The 25,079-nt window shown below is 47.0% G+C and carries 22 protein-coding genes, 3 rRNA genes and 1 riboswitch; of the genes, 4 read left to right on the plus strand and 21 right to left on the minus strand.

Annotation, left to right across the window (positions count from 1 at the left end):
• Positions 1–41 precede the first annotated feature (41 nt).
• The 12 genes from rrf to ABR335_RS09820 all read right to left on the minus strand — a co-directional run bounded on the left by rrf (position 42) and on the right by ABR335_RS09820 (position 11,916).
• A 5S ribosomal RNA gene (rrf, locus tag ABR335_RS09765) occupies positions 42–157 on the minus strand.
• Between the two features lie 216 nt (positions 158–373).
• Positions 374–3,306, minus strand: a 23S ribosomal RNA gene (locus ABR335_RS09770).
• A 319-nt stretch (positions 3,307–3,625) separates the two neighbouring features.
• A 16S ribosomal RNA gene (locus tag ABR335_RS09775) occupies positions 3,626–5,179 on the minus strand.
• The 16S, 23S and 5S rRNA genes sit together here, the layout of an rRNA operon.
• Before the next feature lie 379 nt (positions 5,180–5,558).
• Positions 5,559–6,215, minus strand: coding sequence for an MOSC domain-containing protein (locus ABR335_RS09780; protein WP_029143037.1), 657 nt, complete (start codon positions 6,213–6,215; stop codon positions 5,559–5,561).
• Positions 6,216–6,332: 117 nt separating this feature from the next.
• Positions 6,333–6,929 (minus strand): YkyB family protein, encoded by a 597-nt coding sequence (locus ABR335_RS09785; protein WP_013859340.1) that lies wholly within the window; start codon positions 6,927–6,929, stop codon positions 6,333–6,335.
• A 292-nt stretch (positions 6,930–7,221) separates the two neighbouring features.
• Positions 7,222–7,866, minus strand: coding sequence for a thiamine phosphate synthase (gene thiE / locus ABR335_RS09790; RefSeq protein ID WP_061566654.1), 645 nt, complete (start codon positions 7,864–7,866; stop codon positions 7,222–7,224).
• Entirely contained in the window at positions 7,863–8,669 is an 807-nt protein-coding gene (gene thiD, locus ABR335_RS09795) for a bifunctional hydroxymethylpyrimidine kinase/phosphomethylpyrimidine kinase (RefSeq protein WP_350346152.1), read from the minus strand. The genes thiE and thiD overlap by 4 nt, the downstream gene beginning before the upstream one ends.
• Positions 8,670–8,674: 5 nt before the next feature.
• Complete coding sequence (gene thiM, locus ABR335_RS09800) at positions 8,675–9,487, minus strand: hydroxyethylthiazole kinase (protein WP_019721235.1); 813 nt, start codon at positions 9,485–9,487, stop codon at positions 8,675–8,677.
• Between the two features lie 12 nt (positions 9,488–9,499).
• Positions 9,500–10,261, minus strand: a complete 762-nt coding sequence (locus ABR335_RS09805) for a 3-oxoacyl-ACP reductase (protein WP_350346153.1) — start codon at positions 10,259–10,261, stop codon at positions 9,500–9,502.
• A gap of 67 nt (positions 10,262–10,328) precedes the next feature.
• Positions 10,329–10,440, minus strand: a riboswitch (TPP riboswitch).
• Between the two features lie 47 nt (positions 10,441–10,487).
• Complete coding sequence (locus tag ABR335_RS09810) at positions 10,488–10,913, minus strand: GNAT family N-acetyltransferase (RefSeq protein WP_350346154.1); 426 nt, start codon at positions 10,911–10,913, stop codon at positions 10,488–10,490.
• Complete coding sequence (locus tag ABR335_RS09815) at positions 10,910–11,404, minus strand: GNAT family N-acetyltransferase (RefSeq protein WP_350346155.1); 495 nt, start codon at positions 11,402–11,404, stop codon at positions 10,910–10,912. The genes ABR335_RS09810 and ABR335_RS09815 overlap by 4 nt, the downstream gene beginning before the upstream one ends.
• A complete protein-coding gene (locus ABR335_RS09820) occupies positions 11,404–11,916 on the minus strand; it encodes a GNAT family N-acetyltransferase (RefSeq protein WP_013859331.1) in 513 nt (170 codons plus the stop codon). The genes ABR335_RS09815 and ABR335_RS09820 overlap by 1 nt, the downstream gene beginning before the upstream one ends.
• A 157-nt stretch (positions 11,917–12,073) precedes the next feature.
• Between ABR335_RS09820 and ABR335_RS09825 the strand changes: the two genes are divergently transcribed.
• The 3 genes from ABR335_RS09825 to lepB all read left to right on the plus strand — a co-directional run bounded on the left by ABR335_RS09825 (position 12,074) and on the right by lepB (position 14,486).
• The gene (locus ABR335_RS09825; protein ID WP_013859330.1) at positions 12,074–12,817 is read left to right on the plus strand and encodes a type II toxin-antitoxin system SpoIISA family toxin; all 744 of its coding nucleotides are present in this window, start codon (positions 12,074–12,076) and stop codon (positions 12,815–12,817) included.
• 20 nt (positions 12,818–12,837) lie between these two features.
• Positions 12,838–13,017: a hypothetical protein gene (locus ABR335_RS09830; protein WP_029141588.1), complete on the plus strand. Its 180-nt coding sequence runs from the start codon at positions 12,838–12,840 to the stop codon at positions 13,015–13,017.
• Between the two features lie 941 nt (positions 13,018–13,958).
• Positions 13,959–14,486 carry a signal peptidase I gene (lepB, locus tag ABR335_RS09835; protein ID WP_019721229.1) on the plus strand — a complete coding sequence of 176 codons (528 nt, stop codon included), beginning with the start codon at positions 13,959–13,961 and terminating at the stop codon, positions 14,484–14,486.
• A gap of 137 nt (positions 14,487–14,623) precedes the next feature.
• On the opposite strand, the gene ABR335_RS09840 is transcribed toward lepB, so the two are convergent.
• The 3 genes from ABR335_RS09840 to ABR335_RS09850 form a co-directional block, all read right to left on the minus strand.
• The gene (locus tag ABR335_RS09840; protein WP_340702607.1) at positions 14,624–14,812 is read right to left on the minus strand and encodes a hypothetical protein; all 189 of its coding nucleotides are present in this window, start codon (positions 14,810–14,812) and stop codon (positions 14,624–14,626) included.
• Positions 14,813–15,081: 269 nt separating this feature from the next.
• Complete coding sequence (locus ABR335_RS09845) at positions 15,082–16,173, minus strand: NAD(P)H-dependent flavin oxidoreductase (protein ID WP_251460346.1); 1,092 nt, start codon at positions 16,171–16,173, stop codon at positions 15,082–15,084.
• A 79-nt stretch (positions 16,174–16,252) separates the two neighbouring features.
• Positions 16,253–16,528: a DUF4440 domain-containing protein gene (locus ABR335_RS09850; protein WP_350346726.1), complete on the minus strand. Its 276-nt coding sequence runs from the start codon at positions 16,526–16,528 to the stop codon at positions 16,253–16,255.
• A 445-nt stretch (positions 16,529–16,973) separates the two neighbouring features.
• On the opposite strand from ABR335_RS09850, the gene ABR335_RS09855 reads away from it, so the two are divergent.
• Complete coding sequence (locus tag ABR335_RS09855; protein WP_013859324.1) at positions 16,974–17,120, plus strand: hypothetical protein; 147 nt, start codon at positions 16,974–16,976, stop codon at positions 17,118–17,120.
• A gap of 156 nt (positions 17,121–17,276) precedes the next feature.
• Here the strand turns inward: ABR335_RS09855 and ABR335_RS09860 are convergent, their stop codons facing one another.
• The 6 genes from ABR335_RS09860 to ABR335_RS09885 all read right to left on the minus strand — a co-directional run bounded on the left by ABR335_RS09860 (position 17,277) and on the right by ABR335_RS09885 (position 25,034).
• A complete protein-coding gene (locus tag ABR335_RS09860) occupies positions 17,277–17,396 on the minus strand; it encodes a DUF4023 family protein (RefSeq protein ID WP_035188959.1) in 120 nt (39 codons plus the stop codon).
• 147 nt (positions 17,397–17,543) lie between these two features.
• A complete protein-coding gene (locus tag ABR335_RS09865; protein WP_035188957.1) occupies positions 17,544–17,918 on the minus strand; it encodes a VOC family protein in 375 nt (124 codons plus the stop codon).
• 183 nt (positions 17,919–18,101) lie between these two features.
• Complete coding sequence (ppdK, locus tag ABR335_RS09870) at positions 18,102–20,777, minus strand: pyruvate, phosphate dikinase (RefSeq protein WP_061087091.1); 2,676 nt, start codon at positions 20,775–20,777, stop codon at positions 18,102–18,104.
• On the minus strand, positions 20,774–21,595 hold the full coding sequence (locus ABR335_RS09875; protein WP_013859320.1) for a pyruvate, water dikinase regulatory protein: 822 nt from the start codon (positions 21,593–21,595) through the stop codon (positions 20,774–20,776). Before ABR335_RS09875 ends, ppdK begins: the two co-directional genes overlap by 4 nt.
• Positions 21,596–22,014: 419 nt before the next feature.
• Positions 22,015–23,352: an IS1380 family transposase gene (locus ABR335_RS09880; protein WP_350346156.1), complete on the minus strand. Its 1,338-nt coding sequence runs from the start codon at positions 23,350–23,352 to the stop codon at positions 22,015–22,017.
• Positions 23,353–23,735: 383 nt separating this feature from the next.
• Complete coding sequence (locus tag ABR335_RS09885; RefSeq protein ID WP_081092984.1) at positions 23,736–25,034, minus strand: MFS transporter; 1,299 nt, start codon at positions 25,032–25,034, stop codon at positions 23,736–23,738.
• Positions 25,035–25,079 lie beyond the last annotated feature (45 nt).

The following is a 25,079-nucleotide window of genomic DNA, read 5'->3' on the forward strand; positions in this document are numbered from 1 at the left end:
ATAATTAAAAAGCCGCAGATTATAATCTGCGGCTTACTTTGGCCCGGCAACGTCCTACTCTCGCAGGGGGAAACCCCCAACTACCATCGGCGCTGGAAAGCTTAACTTCCGAGTTCGGGATGTATTCGGGTGTGGCCTTTCCGCCATCATCACCGGACCTGTATTTTATTTTGGGATGTGTTCCCTGAAAACCGGATGGGAGAAAAAACTGTAAACGGAGAATAGCTTTGGTTTCTAACTTTGAAAATTGTCTAGCTCCGGTGCCTAGCCCCTCGAGGTCGAATAACCTGCCCGTCACGGAGCCAAAAGACGGCTCCATGCCGGTCAGAACATTCGCTTGTCGGGGCTAAACAAGGCACCTTCGCTTTTCTATTTGGTTAAGTCCTCGATCGATTAGTATCCGTCAGCTGCACGCGTCGCCGCGCTTCCACCCCGGACCTATCAACCTGATCATCTTTCAGGGATCTTACCAGTTAAAACTGTGGGAAATCTCATCTTGAGGGGGGCTTCATGCTTAGATGCTTTCAGCACTTATCCCTTCCGCACATAGCTACCCAGCGATGCCTTTGGCAAGACAACTGGTACACCAGCGGTGCGTCCATCCCGGTCCTCTCGTACTAAGGACAGCTCCTCTCAAATTTCCTACGCCCGCGACGGATAGGGACCGAACTGTCTCACGACGTTCTGAACCCAGCTCGCGTACCGCTTTAATGGGCGAACAGCCCAACCCTTGGGACCGACTACAGCCCCAGGATGCGATGAGCCGACATCGAGGTGCCAAACCTCCCCGTCGATGTGGACTCTTGGGGGAGATCAGCCTGTTATCCCCAGGGTAGCTTTTATCCGTTGAGCGATGGCCCTTCCATGCGGAACCACCGGATCACTAAGCCCGACTTTCGTCCCTGCCCGACTTGTAAGTCTCGCAGTCAAGCTCCCTTATGCCTTTACACTCTGCGAATGATTTCCAACCATTCTGAGGGAACCTTTGGGCGCCTCCGTTACCTTTTAGGAGGCGACCGCCCCAGTCAAACTGCCTGCCTGACACTGTCTCCCACCCCGGTAAGGGGTGCGGGTTAGAATTTCAATACAGCCAGGGTAGTATCCCACCGATGCCTCCGCCGAAGCTGGCGCTCCGGTTTCCAAGGCTCCTACCTATCCTGTACAAGCTGTACCAAAATTCAATATCAGGCTGCAGTAAAGCTCCATGGGGTCTTTCCGTCCTGTCGCGGGTAACCTGCATCTTCACAGGTACTATAATTTCACCGAGTCTCTCGTTGAGACAGTGCCCAGATCGTTACACCTTTCGTGCGGGTCAGAACTTACCTGACAAGGAATTTCGCTACCTTAGGACCGTTATAGTTACGGCCGCCGTTTACTGGGGCTTCAGTTCAGAGCTTCGCCTTGCGGCTAACCCCTCTCCTTAACCTTCCAGCACCGGGCAGGTGTCAGCCCCTATACTTCGCCTTGCGGCTTCGCAGAGACCTGTGTTTTTGCTAAACAGTCGCCTGGGCCTATTCACTGCGGCTTCCCGGGGCATACACCCCAAAAAGCACCCCTTCTCCCGAAGTTACGGGGTCATTTTGCCGAGTTCCTTAACGAGAGTTCTCTCGCTCACCTTAGGATTCTCTCCTCGCCTACCTGTGTCGGTTTGCGGTACGGGCGCCTTTCACCTCACTAGAGGCTTTTCTTGGCAGTGTGGAATCAGGAACTTCGGTACTTTAATTTCCCTCGCCATCACAGCTCCGCCTTGGCGCGAAGGATTTGCCTCCGCACCGGCCTAACTGCTTGGACGCGATCAACCAGTGTCGCGCTTGCCCTATCCTCCTGCGTCCCCCCATCGTTCAAACGGTGAAGAGGCGGTACAGGAATATCAACCTGTTGTCCATCGCCTACGCCTTTCGGCCTCGGCTTAGGCCCCGACTAACCCTGAGCGGACGAGCCTTCCTCAGGAAACCTTAGGCATTCGGTGGAAGGGATTCTCACCCTTCTTTCGCTACTCATACCGGCATTCTCACTTCTAAGCGCTCCACCGGTCCTTCCGGTCCGGCTTCAACGCCCTTAGAACGCTCTCCTACCACGGACACCAAACGGTGTCCATCCGCAGCTTCGGTGATACGTTTAGCCCCGGTACATTTTCGGCGCAGCGTCACTCGACCAGTGAGCTATTACGCACTCTTTGAATGATGGCTGCTTCTAAGCCAACATCCTGGTTGTCTAAGCAACGCCACATCCTTTTCCACTTAACGTATACTTTGGGACCTTAGCTGGCGGTCTGGGCTGTTTCCCTTTCGACCATGGATCTTATCACTCACAGTCTGACTCCCAAGCATAAGTTTTTGGCATTCGGAGTTTGTCTGAATTCGGTAACCCGATGAGGGCCCCTCGTCCAAACAGTGCTCTACCTCCAAAACTCTCCGCTTGAGGCTAGCCCTAAAGCTATTTCGGAGAGAACCAGCTATCTCCAAGTTCGATTGGAATTTCTCCGCTACCCACACCTCATCCCCGCACTTTTCAACGTGCGTGGGTTCGGGCCTCCAGCAAGTGTTACCTTGCCTTCACCCTGGACATGGGTAGATCACCTGGTTTCGGGTCTGCGGCCTCATACTCTTTCGCCCTGTTCAGACTCGCTTTCGCTGCGGCTCCGCTTCTTCAGCTTAACCTTGCATGAGACCGTAACTCGCCGGTTCATTCTACAAAAGGCACGCCATCACCCGTTAACGGGCTCTGACTACTTGTAGGCACACGGTTTCAGGATCTCTTTCACTCCCCTCCCGGGGTGCTTTTCACCTTTCCCTCACGGTACTGGTTCACTATCGGTCACTAGGGAGTATTTAGCCTTGGGAGATGGTCCTCCCGGATTCCGGCGGGATTCCTCGTGTCCCGCCGTACTCAGGATCCACTCGGGAGAGAACGAAGTTTCAGTTACAGGGCTTTTACCTTCTCCGGCAGGCCTTTCCAGGCCGCTTCACTTACCCCGTTCTTTTGTAACTCCCATATGAGTGTCCTACAACCCCGGAAGGCAAGCCTTCCGGTTTGGGCTGTTTCCTGTTCGCTCGCCGCTACTTGGGAAATCGCAATTGCTTTCTCTTCCTCCGGGTACTGAGATGTTTCAGTTCCCCGGGTGTGCCCTTCCTGCCCTATGGATTCAGGCAGGAATCCTGTCCGATTAAAGACAGGGGGTTTCCCCATTCGGAAATCTCCGGATCAAAGCTTACGTACAGCTCCCCGGAGCATATCGGTGTTTGTACCGTCCTTCATCGGCTCCTAGTGCCAAGGCATCCGCCGTGCGCCCTTTCTAACTTAACCATAAAAAGGTTTAAATCCAAAAATAAGCGATTCTCGGTTTACTTGGTTTATTTCTCCTATCCGGTTTTCAAAGAACACATACTGAAGGATTGGACCTTCAAAACTGAACAAAACGGAAACGCCAAACTTAATTTCGGAAAACGAAGGTTTTCCTTTTATGTCTAGCTCCGGGCGCTATCGGCTAGCGTATTTCTACGTCTTCTCCCTACGATAAGCGGGCATCGATTCGCCTTTAAGGCTCATCATGTTTCCTTTATCTCAGTCGAAGACTTCGAAATCCGTACGCCGATGAACGAGCGCCCTACGCTTTTCCCCTTAGAAAGGAGGTGATCCAGCCGCACCTTCCGATACGGCTACCTTGTTACGACTTCACCCCAATCATCTGTCCCACCTTCGGCGGCTGGCTCCGTAAAGGTTACCTCACCGACTTCGGGTGTTACAAACTCTCGTGGTGTGACGGGCGGTGTGTACAAGGCCCGGGAACGTATTCACCGCGGCATGCTGATCCGCGATTACTAGCGATTCCGGCTTCATGCAGGCGGGTTGCAGCCTGCAATCCGAACTGGGAATGGTTTTCTGGGATTGGCTTAACCTCGCGGTCTCGCAGCCCTTTGTACCATCCATTGTAGCACGTGTGTAGCCCAGGTCATAAGGGGCATGATGATTTGACGTCATCCCCACCTTCCTCCGGTTTGTCACCGGCAGTCACCTTAGAGTGCCCAACTCAATGCTGGCAACTAAGGTCAAGGGTTGCGCTCGTTGCGGGACTTAACCCAACATCTCACGACACGAGCTGACGACAACCATGCACCACCTGTCACTCTGTCCCCCGAAGGGGAAGGCCCTGTCTCCAGGGAGGTCAGAGGATGTCAAGACCTGGTAAGGTTCTTCGCGTTGCTTCGAATTAAACCACATGCTCCACCGCTTGTGCGGGCCCCCGTCAATTCCTTTGAGTTTCAGCCTTGCGGCCGTACTCCCCAGGCGGAGTGCTTAATGCGTTAGCTGCAGCACTAAAGGGCGGAAACCCTCTAACACTTAGCACTCATCGTTTACGGCGTGGACTACCAGGGTATCTAATCCTGTTTGCTCCCCACGCTTTCGCGCCTCAGCGTCAGTTACAGACCAGAGAGCCGCCTTCGCCACTGGTGTTCCTCCACATCTCTACGCATTTCACCGCTACACGTGGAATTCCACTCTCCTCTTCTGCACTCAAGCCTCCCAGTTTCCAATGACCGCTTGCGGTTGAGCCGCAAGATTTCACATCAGACTTAAGAAGCCGCCTGCGCGCGCTTTACGCCCAATAATTCCGGACAACGCTTGCCACCTACGTATTACCGCGGCTGCTGGCACGTAGTTAGCCGTGGCTTTCTGGCCGGGTACCGTCAAGGCGCCGCCCTGTTTGAACGGCACTTGTTCTTCCCCGGCAACAGAGTTTTACGACCCGAAGGCCTTCTTCACTCACGCGGCGTTGCTCCGTCAGACTTTCGTCCATTGCGGAAGATTCCCTACTGCTGCCTCCCGTAGGAGTTTGGGCCGTGTCTCAGTCCCAATGTGGCCGATCACCCTCTCAGGTCGGCTACGCATCGTTGCCTTGGTGGGCCATTACCCCGCCAACTAGCTAATGCGCCGCGGGCCCATCTGTAAGTGGCAGCCGAAGCCGCCTTTCCTTTTTCCTCCATGCGGAGAAAAAAACTATCCGGTATTAGCCCCGGTTTCCCGGCGTTATCCCGATCTTACAGGCAGGTTGCCCACGTGTTACTCACCCGTCCGCCGCTAGCCTTTTAAAAGCAAGCTTTTAAAAGGCCCGCACGACTTGCATGTATTAGGCACGCCGCCAGCGTTCGTCCTGAGCCAGGATCAAACTCTCAGTAAAGATGTTTGATAAAAGTTCAAAAAGAATTTGACATTTCGTTTTGTCCAGTTTTCAAGGAACAATCTTTGCTGTTCTTAACAGTGACTTAATTATTATATCAAAATATCAATTCGCTGTCAACATCTTTTTTTAACCCCGTTGTTTATCCACCTAACGGGTCAGCTCATTTATCATAACATTTATCCGTAACTTAAGTCAATAAGATAGAGCAAGGTAATGTTTTCCATCTTTTTTTAAGATCCCTGCTCCTTAATATAATGAAGAAACAGGGATCTATGCTACAAGTTAAGATGGCGGAACAGCATTGAGCTTCCTCTGTTACATACGTACAGGTCGTTTTCAGGGAACCGCAGTACTCCTGTCACAGCAGCCGTTTCTTTTATCCATTCCCTTTTTTCAGCCATAATTTCCGGAATGGTTTTTGCCAGTCACTGGCAAGCACCTTTACACTTAAAATTTCTTCTATCGCATCAAAATTTGTTCTATCATGGTATCTGATGTTATTGATATGCAGGATGGAAAGCTGTTTTTCCCCTTTTTCAAGGAGGATAAAGCTGTCATTTTTCCGGACAAAACCTTCTTCGAGCACACGCATATAGAAGCCGGACCAGCCAGTTTCCACAATATCGGCAGGAAAACTGTCCAATCCGTGTTTCGCAGCAATTTTATAGCAAGGCTCCCGCGGCTGTGATACCTGCACAACCGCTTCCCCCATTTGAAAAACATCGCCGATATGGATATCTGCTTCCGAACATCCCGAGAGCGTAATATTTTCGCCAAATGCCCCCGGCTCAAAAGTCCGGTTAAATTTCTTCCCCCATACCGGAAAATGATCACCAACATACACGCAGACTGCTTTATCCGCTCCGCCATGATGCACAAGGTCCGCCTGCTTGTCCCCTTCGAAATTTTCTTTTGCCAGATATACCGGGCCTTCCTGTGGTGTTTTAAAAATGCCACTCTGCACCACTTTCTGTTTATAGGCAAGCGCCTTTGGTTTGCCTGTATTTACCGAAACAACAACACCGTCCGCCATCATGCCTGCTCCTTTCCCAAATTGCTATCTAAATTTTACCATCATTTGCGTAAACTTTGAAAAACATTTTAAGAAAATCCCGCATGTCTCCCGTTTGACTTTCCGGATTCGCTGTTTTCAATCCTTTTGCAAAAAGGTTTCTAAAAGTTTTACCGCTTCATTATATTTTAGCGTAACTTTTCTTGTTGCCGCTGCCGGAATAATAGCAATTTCGCCCAGGTGCTTCAAACATTTCGTCTGGCCTTGTTCTGCCGGTAAATGAAAGGTGTAGTCTTCCAGCTGAATGAGCAGCAATTTCTTTCCATTCTGAGTATGATAGCCGATCATTTCAGCCTTATTTTCATCAAGCAACTTGCGGAGGACAGCATCTTTTAATGCATACAGTTTTAATTGCCGTGTTTTTGCTCTGTTGACCACACCATAATTCCTGTCAAAATAGTTTATCTTTTTTGTATCCCTGCTTTTTTTAGCTGACTTGTTGATAATATATAGAGATTCAGCGATGTTATGAATCGTCATTTCGAGTTTGGATATATCCGTTTGTCTTTGTTTCACGACCTGTGTTTCGTTTATATCGTACAAAGGATATTTTTTTCCGCGATAGCCGATTTTCATCGCTTTGGGTTCCCCGACAGGCTTCCGTTTTAATGCTTTCAGCTGTGTTTTTGTTTTCAGATTTTCCGGTACATCCTCCCATTTTCTGTAATTTTCCACTGCCTCTCCCCCTTATTCGCATAAACCATTCTCTGCGCCTTGCCAGCACAAAAAACAACAAATGATGAGAGGTTATCTGGTTTTAACAGCCCTCACCTTCCCTTCCACCGGAATGTTTGTTTGTATTTTATCACAAGAACAAACGTTTTATCAACCAAGATATTGAAAAATTCTCGCAAAAAATTCACCGCCATTCAGCCTGCTTGGCACCAAAAAAGCCAGGCTCCTACACCCGGCTTATCTTGATTCCATTTTTAAACTGTCAAAAGGCGCAGGGGGCTTTACGCCTTCATTATAAAGCGAGCTCCCTTTTCAACAGGACAGCTGCCGCTTCTGCATCTTCCGCGCCTGCGATCGCAGAAATGACGGAAACGCCGTCTGCGCCCGCTTCTATGACGCTTTTTGCATTGCCCGGCCCTATGCCGCCAATTCCGACAATTGGAATCCGGATGCCATTTTGGCGGATTTCGCGAATGACGGCTGTGCCTTTCGCTTCTTTCGCATCTTCTTTCGATTTCGTCGGAAAAATTGGGCCGACGCCAAGATAATCCGCGCCTCCGTTTGCTGCCTGCCTGGCTTCCTCCAACGTATAGGCCGAGACGCCGATGATCTTATCCCCCAACTTTTCTCGTACGGATGCCAGCGGTTCATCTTCCTGCCCGACATGCACACCATCAGCATCCAGTTCCAACGCAAGTGCAATATCATCATTTACAAGAAAAGGAATCCCGTTTTTTTGGCATATCCACTTCAATTTTTCACCAAGCGCTTTCTTTTCTTCGCCTTTTCGTGCACCATTCCCTTTTTCACGGAATTGAAAAAGGGTGACGCCGCCCCTGATGGCCTTTTCCAGCACTTGTTCCGGCGGCAGCGTGCAGTTCGGGCTGCCCATAATAAAATACAGTTTCAATGCGCCACGCAAATATTCGGCTGTCATCGGTTATTCATTCTCCTTTTTTGGTACGCCCAATGGTTTGTCGGCCCGTGCCCGTGTCCAATTTGAATGCCGTCTTCGATCGCGGCGGAAATGAATGCTTTTGCTGTCGACACTGCAGCAAATATATCCGCGCCTTTTGCCAATTCCGCCGTAATCGCCGAAGAAAACGTACAGCCGGTGCCGTGCGTATTTTTTGTTGCGTACCTTTTCGCTGTATATTCGTAAAAATTCACCCCGTCAAAAAGCAAGTCGCTCGAAACCGGGGAAGACTCATGATGTCCGCCTTTAATGAGACAATACCGGGGACCGCAATCCGCAATGATGCGTGCCGCTTCCTTCCGATCCCCGGCATTGCGGATGGGCATTCCTGCCAGTTCCGCTGCTTCCGGAAGATTCGGCGTCACAATGAAGGCGAGCGGAAGCAGCTTGCTTTTTAAGGCTTGAACCGCTTCCTTTTGCAAAAGGGTTTCCCCGCCTTTTGCAATGATCACCGGGTCCACAACGAGTTTTTCCCAGCGGTAGGTTTTGATTTTTTCCGCGGCCACTTCGATGATGCCGGAATCAAACAACATGCCGGTTTTTAGCGCATCCGTCCCCATATCTCCGGCAATGGACTCCAATTGGCGGGAGACGGCTTCGGGTCCGAGCGGAAATACCCCCTGGACGCCGCGTGTATTTTGCGCTGTCACCGCGGTAATCACGGACATGCCGTATACTTCCAATTCCTGAAATGTTTTCAAGTCCGCCTGGATGCCGGCACCGCCCCCGGAATCAGAACCGGCAATCGTGAGTGCTTTTTTCATGATGTTCACCCTTCTTTCTTTTCAAAAGAGGCATATTTTTGGATTTCTTCAGCTCCTATTTCTGCCAGCTGGTCTAAAAACGCCATTTGAAAACTGCCCGGCAAATCCCCGCCTGTTTTTTCTCTTGCGATTTCCGCAGCAGCGCCGTAAATCGCAAGCGCCGAAACGGATGCCTGAACCGGATCTTCCTCAACAGCGAGAAAGGCGCCGCAAACTGCGGACAAAAGGCAGCCTGTCCCGGTGACTTTTGTTAAAAGCGGGTGGCCGTTATGTACGAGATAGAGTTCGGAACCGTTTGACACCGCATCCGTCTTGCCACTTACCACGACCGTAGTATGAAGCGTTTTTGCCGCTTTTAAAGCGAGTTCGCCCGTATCCAGGCTGGTATCTCCTGCATCGACGCCTTTAACTTTGGCATCTATTCCGATCAGATTGGCGATTTCTCCGGCATTTCCCCTGATGGATGTGAAGCGGATTTCTTTCAGCAATTTTTTTGCCGTTTCTGTCCGGTAACGGGTTGAACCGGCAGCTACCGGATCGAGGACGACCGGAACGCCATTTTCATTTGCAGACTTTCCCGCCAAAATCATGGCTTCGACGGCTTTTTCGTTCAAAGTGCCGATATTTAACACGACCGCATTTGCCGCTTTCGCCATATCGGCAACTTCTTCCACCGCATCGGCCATTACCGGAGATGCGCCAAGTGCCAGGAGCCCGTTTGCTGTGAAATTAGCCACCACAATATTCGTGATATTATGGATAAGCGGATTGGCTTCCCTGATTTTTTCAAGCAGTTCAATTGGTTTTTCCTTTTCCATTTTCATTCCCTCCTAATCCATTACAAGTCCGCCGTCAACGACGAGGTTTTGCCCGGTTACCGCCCTGGCCCATGGCGATGCAAAAAACAACACGGCATCCGCAACGTCTTCCGGTTCTGTCACCTTTTGCAGCGGAGTAGTTTCCTGAATCAATTGAAAAACCGCTTCAGATGTGGCTGCACTTGCATCCGTCGTTTTCAGAAGGCCGCCGGATACCATATTAACGGTAATGCCATATTGCCCCAGATCTTTCGCCATGCTCCGGGTGAAGCCGAGGAGCGCTGCCTTGCTCGTATTGTAATCATGGTAGGCGACAACCGGATTTTGAAACAGGTTTGTGCCAATATTGATCACCCTGCCGAAATGCAGCCGTTTCATTTCCGCAAGGCCGGCCTGTATGGTATTTAATGCGCCGCGAACCGCACCTTCCATCTGCAAGCTGTATTCCTCCCACGAAATTCGGGAAGCATCGTGCCGGGATTCCGGATCAAAGCGGAAATGCACGAGGGCATTATTTACAATTGTCGTGACAGGCCTGGAAAAATAAGCTTCGGCCTGCCGGAACATCTTTCTTACCTGCGCCGGATCCCTTACATCCGCCTTCAGGGCAACCGCTTTTTCTCCTAAAATATTCTGAAGATCCTTTGCCTTCCCCTCACTCTCAAAATAGTTGATGACAACGCCCGCCCCTTCTCTTGCAAAAGCTTTTACAACTGCTTTGCCTAACCCCCTGCTTCCGCCGGTGACGGCAACCACCTGCTCATCGAGTTTCATTTGTCCCACCCCTTTCCATGCAAAAAAGCCAGGCCCGAAAAGACCTGACTTTATCAGCAAGAAATTTTTTTACAAATTCCTACTTTCCTACGCCGGTATGATCCGGATCAGGTCCAAAGGGTTGAAAAACGCCGGTTTTTCTCTCAGCCCGCCAGATCCGGGCACCCCTAGTAGTTTGAAAGATTATTTTTAGCTATTATATCCCTTTCCAACAAAGATGTAAAGTTTACAATCTTTTTAAAAAAACATAACTGACTTTATCATAATCCATTTTTTCTTCATAAAACCGGTGTGCGTCTTTTCTCTGCAGGCCGGATGACAGGGATACAATGCCGTATCCGTTTTCGCCGGCCTGTTTTTCCACATGCGCCAAAAGCCTGGCGCCGTACCCTTTTGATCTGTGCGCTTCATCCGTCACCAGGTCGCATACCCAAATAAACCGCCCGTTGTACAAGGTAATCATCGGCATATAGCCGGTTACCGCCACAATGTTTCCGTCATCTATTACTGCGGCCATCTTGTAATCCGATTTTTCTGCCGCCTCTTCCACCAGCTGGAGATAGTGTTCTTCGTCCAAATGTTTACGCAGCTGTTTCATCACCGGAAACGCTGCTTTCCACTCTTCCCGGTTTGCAAGTTCTTTTATTTTCATCTGTATATCCCTTCTTTGCCTAAATGGTAATGCATAATAATCAATTCGCCTTTTTTTCCAAACATCCTGCCCCCTTCATCCACAAACCCGGCTTGTCTGTACAAATTTTGGGCAGCAACATTTTCCGTATTCACCCCAAGAACCATCTGCTCTATTTCCAGAAAATGGGTACGGACAAAATGGGGCAGCTGTTTTAAACATTGCCTGGCGTATCCTTTTCCCTGCTGGTGGAAATCGGTTGAAAACGTCCGCAGCAATATGGCATGCGGATGATTTGTATATGGCCTGGCGCCATTTTTTTCATGGAGCACAAAAAAGTTTGTGATCCTGCCATGCCGGATTGCAACAACAGGGTGCCGTTCCGGATCATCTTTTGCAAGGGCAATGGCTTCATCCGGATGGCCGGTGAAACGGAGCTGATCATCCGTTATTGTATAGTTGTCCAATTGCTGCTTGAAATCATCATTGTAAAAGACCAGTTCCAATTCCATTACCCCTTGCATGTCGTTTCTACCAAATCGAGGGATAACCGTACCATATCCCGGCAGCGAATCCCGTTTTCATATATCGTTTCAGCATAATGCCTGACGAAAAAGCCTCTGTCCACCCCGGAGATCCGGAAACCGCATTTTTGATACAAGGCCAGCTGGCTGATGCTGGAATTGCCGGTGCCTACTTCGATCGTTTTAAATCCTCTTTTTCCTGCCCTCCGGATGGCATCCAGCACAAGCCGTTTTCCAAAGCCTTTCCCTTGATGTTCTTTTGCAACCGCCACATTCGCCAATTCCACGATTCCCGGCCTCGCCGGTAGCAGGATGTAAACGCCGATCACCTTTTCTTCAATTTCCGCCACATAGCATTCTCCGCGGTTGGCATAAGCCATCACCATTTCGCGTGACGGGTCGGCAAGGAGCAGTAAATCCATCGGAAGTTTTTCCTTGCCGCCCAGCCGCCGGATGTTTAACGCATTTTTTGCTTCCAAAACTGCCAGCTCCCCATCCATATTTTGTTGAATTCTAACATATCTTTCTTTATCAGTCTATCATCCTAGGAACATTTCATCAATTCTGCCTTTTATGCAGGAATGCAAACAAAAGTTCCCCTTTTTATGATAAAATAATGGCAGACAGTACTTTTCGGGAATATAGGGAGGCGGAGATTTGGAAACGCTGTTTTTTAAAACTTTTGTTTGGCTTTGTTTTGCCGGTCTCGTGATCTATACTTACCTGTATGGAAAAAATGAAGAAAAGATGGATGCAAAAGTTTTTCTGATCCGGAAAATCTGGTATTTGGTTTATTTATTCGGTGCACTGGTTTACTGGACGATCCATCCGGCGAGCATTTTCATGAATTTTAAAAACTATGCCATCACCGCGCTTATTTTTGCAGCAATCGACGGTTTTATTTTTTTAAATATGTATTTCCGCAAAGCCGGAAAATATGAATTGGAAAGATTTACGAAAACCGTTTCTGCAAATGAGTCTCTGATCCAGGACAATCTGTTAATGGCTAAAAATATGCTCGACATCTTGAATGATGAGGGCATCGTAGGGTATTATGGTAGTAAAGAAGGATATCTGTTAGGTTTAAAAGAAGTGCTGGCATCTTATGCGGAAAAAGCGGATATGAGCGTTAACATTTTGCCGTTTACCACCCCGCCAGAAAAAGATCAGGCATTGTACAGTTTCGCAAATCCCGGTTCCGCCCGCGCGAAATTGGACAGGCTGGAGACGGTGTATCATATTGATGAAAACTATGCGCTCCATCCGATTTATCTGTTTCATGATGCATTGTATCTATTAAAAATATCCGGTTCCAGAGCCATTACAGAAATGGATTGTATCCTGTTTGTCATCATGGCCCATGTTTATGATTTTGCGGCTCCGCCGGACGACATGGATTGAAAAACAAGGCGGTGACAAAAATGAAAAAAAACAGCGCGCTCCTGGCACAGAGAAATGAAACCGGAAATATCCGGAGAACTTTCAGAAGAAAATCAAGAGTCCGTGTTCCTTCGGTTGGCACAAGCCCGACGACTTTAAAAATCATGAAAGAAAACGAACAGATCCTGAAAAAGTACGGCAAAAAATCTTCAGGGCAATAACAAACCGGTTATTGCCCTTCATATTTTTTCGCAGCTTTGCATACACTATTGCAGATAATCAGCTGAGGTGATCATGTGAAAAAGTTCCATAAAGAAACAAGCGTTTACTCTCCGCCCCCTTCCGCTTCCCCAATGGAAAAAAACAGAAAAAAACAGACAGCGGAACTCCTCAGCTTTATGGATAAGCTGAAAAATAAGCGGGCAACATGAAACATCCGCAGCCAGTAAAAATACAGTCAGCCCCATAAGCTTTTTTTAACATCCAGCAGCCCCCTCAGCTCAGCACTTTTTTATGAAAACTCGGCTATAACTTCCCATCCCGCCCAAAACAACAGCAGGACGCTGTCTGCTGCCGCGTTTTTCAGCATTCTTAATGCGTTTTGATCAGGATGGCACCCATCACAATACAGAATGCTGAAAGGTACATCCACCAGGTTGGCAGTATAGGGAAACCCGATAATACATCGAATATTTCAATCAGCACAAATACCTTTTGGGTTTTCGGGGAAAATTCCCGGTAGGCTTTCCATTCTTTTCTGAACTACAAAATGCCAAACGGAAGAAGAATCACCCCAGCCTCCACCAAAATCACGCCAGCCAGTTTCAAAAAATCATCCCCTGTCTGCAAGCGTTACTTCCTATACTAAATATTGCGGGCACACTTCTTGTGCATTGAATATTGTGAAATCATCTGCAGCAACATTATTCTCCCGAGCCCCACTTGGCAAAACAGAAAGCCGGGCATTGATAATCATATTTTTGCAAATTGATCTTCCTTTTCCTACCCAAATAGCCTAAATTATTTTGCACAAATCGCTCCCGCGTTCCCATTTCTTATGTTTATAACATTGGAATGTTGCATATTATTAAATAATATAAAGGATTTCCTGCCTTTCTGGAAGAATAGATTACGATGAAGATATGTTATGGGAGCTGGTCAAATGAGCAAAGGAATAAAAAGCTTGTTAAAATCATTCATATTTGCCATTCTGCTTGTAGGGGTCATCAGGGGATTTTTCATTGCCCCTTATATGGTTGAAGGGGAATCAATGGAGCCGACACTTCATAACCATGATAAAATTCTCGTCTATAAAGCCCATTCTGCTGCCGATTACCAAAGAGGCGACATCGTCATCATCAAGGGGGAAACAGAAAACTATGTAAAGCGGATTATTGGCCTTCCCGGAGATACAATTCAAGTCAAAAATGACCATCTCTATATTAATGGGAAATTGCACAAAGAGCCTTACCTTGCGAAAAACCTGAAAGCAGCACGTAAAGAAGGCAGCAAGCTGACGAATAATTTCGGGCCTCTCACCGTGCCAAAAAATAAATATTTCGTAATGGGCGATAACCGGATGTACAGCGAAGACAGCAGAAACGGGCTCGGCCTTATTCCGAAGAAAGAACTGGCGGGAAAAACCGAAGCGGTATTTTACCCGCTCTCGCAAATCCGGGAAGTCCGTTAACTATTCTTGCGGGCAGAGCCGGTATCTATTAATAAAAAGCAGGGGGGAATTTCCTTGAAACACGCTTTAGTGGCAGGCAGAACCGGCATGCTTCCCGCTTTACATCAATGAATTTCAAATTTCTTCCCCTAATGCTTTTAAAATATTGCTCCAATCAACAAGAAAATAATGCTTGCTAATAAGAAAGCTGAAGGAACACCTATTAAGCCTCTATTTAGATATAACTTAAATCCATCATACTTTGTATTAAACGATAATCTGGGGATATAATACGAAATCAAGATAATCACTGATACCACAATAAAGATAGCTGTAATACTGTCCATCGTTTTCATCACCTCTTAATAAGATTATCGTGCCCATTAATTTCCGTTTTTTCTATCCTGAAAAATTGCACCGGCTGATTTTCATTCTTCTGCTGGTGCCGCGTTCACTGCGGCATGGGTGTCTAAATCCAAATAGTTTGCCACTCTTTATATTTGCACTCAGAGGAGCAAATATGGCTCCTAATATGGTTTCTGCTACAGTCCAGGCAATGACTGGACTTAACGCTACAGGTGGTGCCTTGATGCCTTGTTTCATTGCCGGCGAAAAATTATAGAGTTTCAGGCATTTTGCCCATGATTTCTTCAGCTTCTTTTATGACATGGTCAATCAATGCTTTTGCCGTTTGCTGTTTTGCGAGCCGCGGGCTTTGGCCGGACCAAAGTGACATAAACTCACGGTTGTTCTGCTTTCCGGCAGCCTTTCTGATATCCTGTGTGAGCGCATTTTGCACGGGATAATCCGGAAAAAGCGCTTCATGCGGCTTCATTTCCGAGATAAACGCATTTTTTACGCCTCTTGCCCATTTTCCGGAAAATGACCGGGTGAGGACAAGCTCATCTTCTTTCGCATGGAGAACGGCTTCCTTATGGGCCTGATGTGCGCCGCTTTCCTTACAGGCCAGGAAGGCGGTTCCCATTTGCACGCCTTTCGCCCCCAAGCAAAGCGCTGCTGCAAGCCCCCTGCCATCCATCACGCCGCCTGCCGCAATGACGGGAATCCGGACATTGTCGGCAACCTGGGGAACCAGTGACATCAGGCCAATCATGCTTTCCTCATGGTCTTTCAAAAAGTTTCCCCGGTGGCCCCCCGCTTCACTGCCTTGCGCAACCACCATGTCCATCCCGGCCTGCTCCACTTCAACCGCTTCATCGACGGTTGTTGCCGTTCCAATAAGGAGGATCCCGTTTTGTTTCAGCCTTTCGATCACTTTCCCGGAAGGTATTCCAAAAGTGAATGAACAAACAGGCACTTTCTCTTCGATGGCCACTTGCACCTGTGCCAAAAATTGATCTTGTACGCTATATAAATCAGGAACTTCTATTTCCGCTTTTGCCTCTATTTTTAACTGTTTGCGGACCCGATTTAAAATGTCATTTGCGGCTGTTATTTTTTCATTTGCCGCTTCAAACCCGCCGGGAACAAAAAAATTGATGCCAAAAGGGTTTCCGGTTAACTGTTTGATTTCCCGGATTTGTTCTTTTGTTTGAGCAGCGGTTAAGTACCCCGCCCCGATCATGCCCAGCCCGCCGGCGTTTGACACCGCAGCCACCAACTCTGGTGTTGTGATGCCCCCTGCCATCGGAGCCTGAATCAACGGGTACCGTGTTTTCAGCCGTTTGGCCAAATCGTTTTTCAACATCCAAATTCCTCCCTTTTGCCTTTCCCCCATTGTAACAGGTTTCCATATTGTTTTAAACGTTTTCAAAATAACGAAAACATTATTTGGAGGAGGCAACCGTTCCTTGGTGAAAAACCATTTTCCAGCTCCTGTCCGTATATTTCCAAATGGAACTGCGCAAGGTTTGCTGCTTTCTTGTTCGGTCGTCCACCCTGCAGGTTGCAAGGACCACGCCATCAGCCAATGGATGCATTTCAAAATCTGTAAGCGCCATCTCCCTCACCCCAATGCCGCCCGGTCCGGTATATTTCCGTTTATGCCAGATGTTTCCCGATGAGCCGAATTCAAAAAAAGATTCCCCAGCAATGCGCCCAATTTTGCCGGATCCGAGCGTGTCGAAGGTTCAAGCAGCGATTTTTCCAATTGGAGGATATGTTCTTTAAGTGACAAGATTTTGCATCCTTTCTTCTTTAAGATTTGTTTACTATGCATGCTACATAAAGCGAACGAAATTTTGCCATTCTGTTGCCTGTCCAAATGAATGATGTGATTTTTATTAGTTTTAAAGCAGAGCTTTTCAAAATATGGGCAGAAAAAACTTTTCCGTATCAATATGTTGTATTTACGTTGTTTTTCTGTTATAATTTTATCAGTGTAAAGCCCGAGTCCCGCAAAAAATTCCTGCGCACGACGGATAACATGAAACTGCCCGCTGCAATATTTTTACTACTAACTGCATCTTCAACTACTAACAAACTTTCCGAACGAAGCATATGTTTTAAAAAAAGAACAATGGGTAAACAAAGAAGAGGTGATAACATATGAGAAACAGAATTTTCAACTTCATTATTGACGGACGATTGATTACGGTAAAAGGAAAGTCCGTTAAAGAAGCAAAGCGCCATGCACAACAAATTGCGCGAAGTATGAAAGCGGAAGAAAACATGGGCAACCAGTCAGCCATCTGATTGGCTGCCTTTTCCATTTTTCCGGGTAAACAGGCATCTCAGCGGTAAAGAAATGTTTAGTTTTTTATAACATTATTATGTAAACTAGTTCCCGTTTTTTGGAGCGTGGCTGTCCCGTTCTTTTGAAAAATGGCGTGTATTCCACACGCCATTTTTTTAGTGCCGGTTTGTCGGCAGCTTTTCACTCGGGCTTCCGTTCCCCTGCCGTTTTTTATTTTGTTCCTGCTTCTTTTGCTGTTCATTCAGCTTCTGCACATATTTATGGGTGTTGTCCATGTTTATACCTCCTTCCGTCCTTGTTACTTTAACCAAGACCCGGGCAGGCATGCACGCATTTTGGATTTCCAGACGGATTTGCTTTCATGATTGCGCAATTTTACAGTGATATTGCCAATTTCTCATTTCACCATTTTGCACGTTTTTTTACTTGCTCTTCCATTCTAAAAATTCGAGCCGGTTTCCGAATGGATCAGTTGCGTAAATGCGCGCTGCTCCTGGGAGCTTGCCGTCTTCTGCCCACTTAACTTGATAGCGAGCAAACCTGTCTTTCAAGCTTTCGAGATTTCTGACTTCAAATGCAGGATGCGCTTTTTTGGCGGGTAAAAAAGGTTCTTCAATGCCGATATGGATTTGTATTTTTCCGTTTTGAAACCAGCAGCCGCCGCGTTTTTTCAATTCTGCCGGTTTTTCAACTTCTGTAAATCCGAGGATTTCCGCGTAGAACTTTTTGGCTGTCTGTTCACTGCCACGTGGAGCAGCAAGCTGGACATGGTCGATTGTGATAAAATGAAATGCCACCCTCATCCCTCCTCCCCCTTAATCTTACATTCCTTCTTTTATCATTTAAATAATGGCTTTTTCATCTTAATTGATATGTTTTACTTATGAGTTAGCACGCCCCGGCATGCTTTTTTCATGAGCCTGCCAGAAAAAAAGCACACGGGGGGGGGGTAACCCGCCGTGCGCTTTGTAAAAAATGATTTATTTTGCAGCGACTGTCACTTTACCGGTGTCTTCTTTTTTGTTCCGGATGGTGGCCTGTGCAGCGGCGAGCCTTGCGAGCGGTACGCGGTAAGGCGAGCAGCTGACGTAGTTCAGGCCCGTTTTGTAGCAGAATTCGATCGAGCTTTTTTCACCGCCGTGTTCGCCGCAAATGCCGGTTTTCAAGCCCGGTTTTGTCTGGCGGCCGAGTTTGACGCCGGTTTCGACAAGTTTGCCGACGCCTTCCTGGTCAAGGACGGCAAACGGATTTTCCGGCAGCACTTTTTGCTCGATATACTGCTGCAAAAATTTTCCTTCCGCATCGTCGCGGCTGAAGCCGAATGTCGTTTGCGTTAAGTCATTCGTGCCAAACGAGAAGAAATCGGCTTCTTCTGCAATTTGGTCTGCGGTAAGGGCGGCGCGCGGTATTTCGATCATCGTGCCGACTGTATAATCGAATTTCAAGCCCTTTTCCTCCATGACCTGATTCGCCATATCCGTCACGAGCGCGCGCATCCGTTTCAGCTCATTCACATGGCCGACAAGCGGAATCATAATTTCCGGCTGGACTTTTATTCCCTTTTGCAGGACGGCAGCGGCAGCGTAAAAAATTGCTTTGACCTGCATTTCGTAGATTTCAGGGAAAATCATGCCGAGCCGGCAGCCGCGGTGGCCGAGCATCGGATTGAATTCAGCAAGATGCTGGACTTTTTTCAGCAAGTATTCTTTTTCTTCCAGTTCTTTTGAGCCTGGTGCCGTAAGCTGCAGTTTTGTTACTTCTACTAGCAGTTCTTCCTTATCCGGCAAAAATTCGTGCATTGGCGGATCGAGCAGGCGGATCGTCACCGGATGGCCGGCCATTTCCTCAAAGATGCCTTCAAAATCGCCCTGCTGCATCGGAAGCAGTTTATCCAAAGCTTTTTCGCGCTCTTCCAAAGTCTCGGCGAGGATCATTTCCTGAACGATCGGCACGCGCTTAATGTCCATAAACATATGCTCCGTCCGGCAAAGGCCGATGCCGTCTGCACCGAATTCGAGCGATTTTTTCGCGTCCGCCGGGTTGTCGGCATTGGCGCGCACGCCGAGATCGCGCACCTCATCCGCCCATTCAAGCAGTGTTTTGAATTCGTCGGAAAGCTCAGGGTCGATCATCGGGACTTCGCCGAGCATCACTTCACCTGTCGAACCGTCGATCGTGATGACATCCCCGTAACGGACAACCGTATCGCCGACCGTAAATTGTTCCGCTTTCAAATCAATTTTCAAAGATTCGCAGCCGCAGATGCATGCTTTCCCCATCCCGCGCGCGACAACCGCCGCATGGCTCGTCATCCCGCCGCGGCTTGTCACAACCGCCTGGGATGCAATAATGCCGTGAATATCATCCGGTGTCGTTTCGGGGCGGACTAAAATCACTTTTTTCCCTTCCTTGCCGAGCCGTTCCGCTTCATCAGCATCAAATACAACGGCGCCGGTTGCAGCTCCCGGGGATGCCGGCAGCCCTTTTGCAAGATGGTTTTTGGCCGCGACATCATCAATACGGCGGTGCAGGAGCTGATTCAACTGTTCCGGATCAACCCTTAAAAGCGCTGTCTTTTTATCGAGAATGCCTTCTTTCACCATTTCAACGGCTATGCGGATTGCAGCCTGCGCCGTCCGTTTGCCGTTCCGGGTTTGCAAAAGGTACAGTTTGCCGCGTTCCACCGTAAATTCAATGTCCTGCATGTCTTTGTAGTGTTCTTCCAGTAATTTGCTTGTTTTTACAAACTGGCGGTACACTTCCGGCATGTCTTTTGCCAGCACCTGGATCGGCTGCGGGGTGCGGATGCCGGCGACGACATCCTCGCCTTGGGCATTGATTAAATATTCGCCGTACAGCACGCGTTCGCCTGTTGACGGGTTCCGTGTAAAAGCGACGCCGGTTCCGGAATCATCCCCCATATTTCCGAATACCATGCTTTGGATATTGACGGCGGTCCCGAGATGGTCCGGAATTTTATTCAGGCGGCGGTATACAATGGCACGCTGGTTATTCCACGAATCGAAAACGGCATTTACGGCAAGGTACAGTTGCGTTTTCGGGTCTTGCGGGAAATCCTGTTTCGTATGTTTTTTAACGATTTTTTTATAGCCGGCTATGATGTCTTTCCAGTCTTCCGCAGTCATTTCCGGATCAGCTGTATACCCTTTTTGTTCCCGGGTTTGTTCAAGCAAGTGTTCGAAATGGTATACATCAATGCCGAGCACCACGTCAGAAAACATTTGGATAAACCGGCGGTACGAATCGTAAGCAAAGCGCGGATTGCCGGTCAGTCCTGCGACAGCTTCCACGGTCTCGTCGTTCATGCCGAGGTTCAGTACCGTATCCATCATCCCCGGCATCGAAAACACAGAGCCGGAGCGGACGGAGACGAGCAGCGGGTTCTCCTTGCCGCCCAGTTTTTTGCCGGTTTTTTCTTCCAGTGTCAAAAGCGCTTCTTCAATTTGCGTTTCGACTGCGCCCGAAATTTTTTTGCCGTTTGCATAATAGTCATTGCATGCCTCGGTTGTAATTGTGAAACCGAACGGCACCGGCAGGCCGATGTTTGTCATTTCCGCTAGATTGGCCCCTTTGCCGCCGAGCAGGTCGCGCATATGGCTGTTGCCTTCGTTGAACAAGTAGACAAATTTTGTCATTTGAGCAGCTCCTCCCTGTTTTTGAACATTTCAATAATAAGGCTTGCTGTTTCCTCCACCGCTTTATTCGAAACATCAATGACCGGGCATCTGAGTCTCCGCATGATGTTCTCCGCGTAAACGAGTTCTTCATAAATCCGTTCAAAGCTCGCATAATTGGCGTCCGATTTTAAACCCATTGCCCTGATCCGTTCTTTCCGGATTTCATTCAGTTTCTCGGGCGAAATCATCAGCCCGATGCATTTTTCCCGCGGGATGGAAAACAATTCATCAGGCGGCGCGATTTCCGGCACGATCGGGACATTCGCCACTTTAAAGCTGTGGTGCGCCAAATACATGGACAACGGCGTTTTCGACGTCCGGGAGACGCCGAGCAGAACAATGTCCGCTTTTTTCAGCCCGGTTGGATCGCGCCCGTCATCATATTTCACGGCAAATTCAATGGCTTCGATTTTTTTAAAGTATTCCTGATCCAGCTTGCGCATTAATTTCGGGCGATGGTACGGCTCCTTGTGAAACTTTTTCATAAAAGCTTCCATCAACGGATTCATCAGGTCGACCGCAATAACCCCCTCTTCGCCGGCGCGGCGGTCAATGTATGCTTTCAAAGGGGTAACGACAATCGTGTAAGCAATGATGGCATTTTGTTTTTTTGCCGCCTCAATTACCGGTTCGATATCGTCTGTTTCTTCCACATGCGGGTGCCGCCTGATTTCAATGTGGCCGCCGTTAAACTGCGCAGCAACCGCTTTTACAACAAATTCAGCCGTTTCTCCGACCGAGTCCGAGATGATATGCACTATTTCTTTTTGTTCCATGTATCGTTCCCATCCTTTTCGAACCGGAAAATGGCTCCGTATGTATGTGGTTTCTTTTCACTGCCCCTCCCGTATGCCACCAGTATATGCACTGTTTAGCAAATGTGTTATACTTGTTGTTCATTAGTATAACACATTCAAAAGGATGCGTGAACCATTTTACCGGTTTTTTTAAAAATTTTTATTATAACCTGAATCCGTGACGAAAATATAACAAACGCCGTTAATAGGTAGATTTCCCAAGAGTAAGGATATAGTGGTGTCCGACTATTCGATAAATGCACTTTTAGTGATTCAGTATGTAAAAATTTCCCTGTTTCATTCGTTTTTGTGCACGCCAAATAAATCTGCAAATTTCCATTTTTTCAAGTTTTCGTTTTTTTATTTCTTTTTTCCTAGTAGTCTATTGATCGGGATGTTTAGTAAAAGGCTTGATACAAACGAGTAAAGACCGGTAACCATTTGTTGGTCTCCGCGACTTTTAATTTCCATTGCCGGCCACGGAAAACCAGCTTTGAGGCCAGTGTGATCATATTCTGGATGACGGTTCGGATTCTTCTTCTTGTTGTTTTCTTTTTCAATGGCGTATCTTGTTTTTTCAAGCTTTCTTGTCCAATCAAGCGAAGCAGGTTATACGCAAATACACCGAAATGGAGCACAAGGCCATTCGTTTCATATTTGCCTGACGGCAGCCGTTCGAGATCCAGTTCTGATTTAATTTCACTATGGAACTGTTCGCAAGTGCCATGGTTATGATAAAGAGAGATCACCACATGAGGCGGCACTTCAAGGTCCGTCCAGTAGGTTTCAAATTCATACTCGGGAATTAAAAAAATTTGTCCGTCTCTTGAGATGGTTCTTTCGGTCACTTTAAAAACTTTTCGGATGTTTCGCTCCTGGTCCTTAATTTGAATGGTTTCGGGGATGGATCCAAGGTAAACCTTCTTTCCTTCCCGTTCTTCACAACAGATCCCATATTTTCGGGCAATGTTCAGCCAGTCCTCAGCTTTTTCCTTACGGGGATTGCGTTTGATAATAAAGCTTGCATGGTTTTCTAGGAGAATAATGAGATTATCCCGGCTGTCATTTCCGGAATCAAGCCTGAAAAGCAATGGCTGATCTGTTAGTTTCCGGGCAGATTGAATGGTTTCCTGGATGAAATTTGGTGTACCTTTTTGGCAGTGGACACTTCCCTTTCGCATCTCAACATGCAGGCAGTAACCTTCCTGTCCCATGTAAGCGAACATAGGGGCATAACCGTCACAGCCTTTATAGGTTCTTTCTACCCCTTCCTTTTTTGTCTTGGAGTTATCGAAAGGGGAGACATCCAGATCAACCGGGATATACGGCTTGTCTTTGGCGTAAACCGGGCTGATTTCCGCATTTGTATGGCGAATCAGATCCAGCGATTCTTCGTGCAAGATCGTTTTCCATTTTTCCACCAAGGCGGCCTGGTCCAATCGTTGCCTGAGAGTCGGGCTGGAAGGAACCCTCTGGATATCCAAAGCCAGTGCAAAAAAAGCATCATCACGGAAGGTTTCAATATTGTCATAATCACTTTTTCCCTGGCAAAGCAAGCCGATATAAGATTTAGCCACATCGCCATTGGAACAAGCCGGATACCGGGAGATATCAGGGAGTTTATAGGCATTCAACCTGGAAACTAAATTCGTTTGATTTAGTAAATTTCCTACTATCGCTAAGCCAGCTTGGGCAACAATTCGTTCTTTTGTGGGTTCTATCACAAACTTTTTCATGAGATCACCTGAATGTGGAATGAATTTAATTTGTCTGATATACCAATTATACTAAATTTTATGCGATTTGTTTGCCTTTAAGCGGAAATTTCGTCACGGATTCAGGATATTAACAATTCACATGAGAATCTCTCTCTTTATTCGATTTTTGGTGAAAGAAATTGGACGATGAATAGACGTGGTAAATTTTGTTTTATAATGTAAATTCGGGGCTGTGATTGATATTAAGATGTCATTTTTCTTTTTAAATGGCACTAACTTTTTCATTTATTTGTTAATTTCAAAGATTTTTAAAAAATAAATCCCTGCCAAGATAAAGATAGACAGGGATTTATTTTGTTTATCATTAAATTAATCATTTTTGCTCTGTTCAGAAGTAATCACTATTTCTTTTCATTCACAAAAATAGCAACCACCAGTATAGAAGCGAGTGTAAATAACGTCATTAACCAGATTTCAATAGAAAAATCAGTAGCAGTCGAGACAATTAAAGATAAGCCGATTGGCCCGCCAATTTGATGCATGGTATTTGTAACGCCGCTCGCAATACCAGCTAGTTCAGTTGGCGCTTCATGAACGCCTGCTGAGGTGACCGGTGCTAAAATCAGTCCTTGCCCCAAACCTAGTATTACCATAGGAATGAAAATAGTACGCCAATAACCATTGGCTGGGTTAGAGAAAGCAAGTAAAATTAACCCAGCCACTAATATTATCTCACCAACAAGTAAAACTTTGCTATTTCCAAATTTAGCGATTAATCGCGGTAATTGCATGGCTATGATAAAATTGACGATTGTCAGAGGTAAAAATGCCAGACCAGATTGTAAGGCCGAAAAGCCATATTGGCTCTGCATCATTTGCGGTAAAAAGAACCAAAATGGCAACATTGCCATCATAAATAAAAGCCGTGCGGCATATGCACCGGATCGTATCTTATTTTTAAAGAGTGATAATGGCAACAGGGGATATGGAACGCTTCGTTCCCAGAAAATGAATAAGCCTAAGATAATCATACCGGCAATGATGAATATACCTTTGCTTTCTGTAAATCCATATATGATACCAATTAATCCTGTGATTGCTAATAAACTGCCTAGATAATCAATTCTTTCTTTTCGTCGTTCTGAATTTTTTACGTACCTTAATGTTAAGAAAAACAGAAGAAGAGTGAACGGTACATTTATCAGGAAACCAGCTCGCCAAGAAATCAAGCTAGTCAGCCCACCGCCAACTAATAAACCGACACTCGAACCAATTCCTGCTGTTGCGCCATAATATGAAATAGCACGCTGTCTCATATTGTTCTGATATGCATCCATGATTAATGCAAGGGTTGTAGGTGCAATAATCGAGCTGCCAATCCCTTGAATCGCGCGCATAGCAATCACCATCTCAGCTGTTCTTGATAGACCAATGATTAGTGAACTGATCCCAAAAATGAGCAGCCCAAACAGAAAAATACGTTTTCTTCCCAGTAAATCAGAAAGCCGTCCACTTAGAAGCAGGAAGCCTCCGAACATGAGCGTGTACGCACTTGATACCCATGAAAGTGATGCGGCAGATAAGTTCAGGCTTTCGCCTATCTGCACTGAACTGGTAAAAATGATCGAGTTATCCATTAATATCAAAAAATAGGATATCAATGTAATCGGTAAGATGACTCCAAATTTTTCTTTATGCAACTTTTCTAACACCTTTCTATTTCTTTAACTAAAACTTGAAAGTAC

Source organism: Heyndrickxia faecalis (assembly GCF_040267745.1).
Classification (GTDB): Bacteria; Bacillota; Bacilli; order Bacillales; family Bacillaceae_C; genus Weizmannia; species Weizmannia faecalis.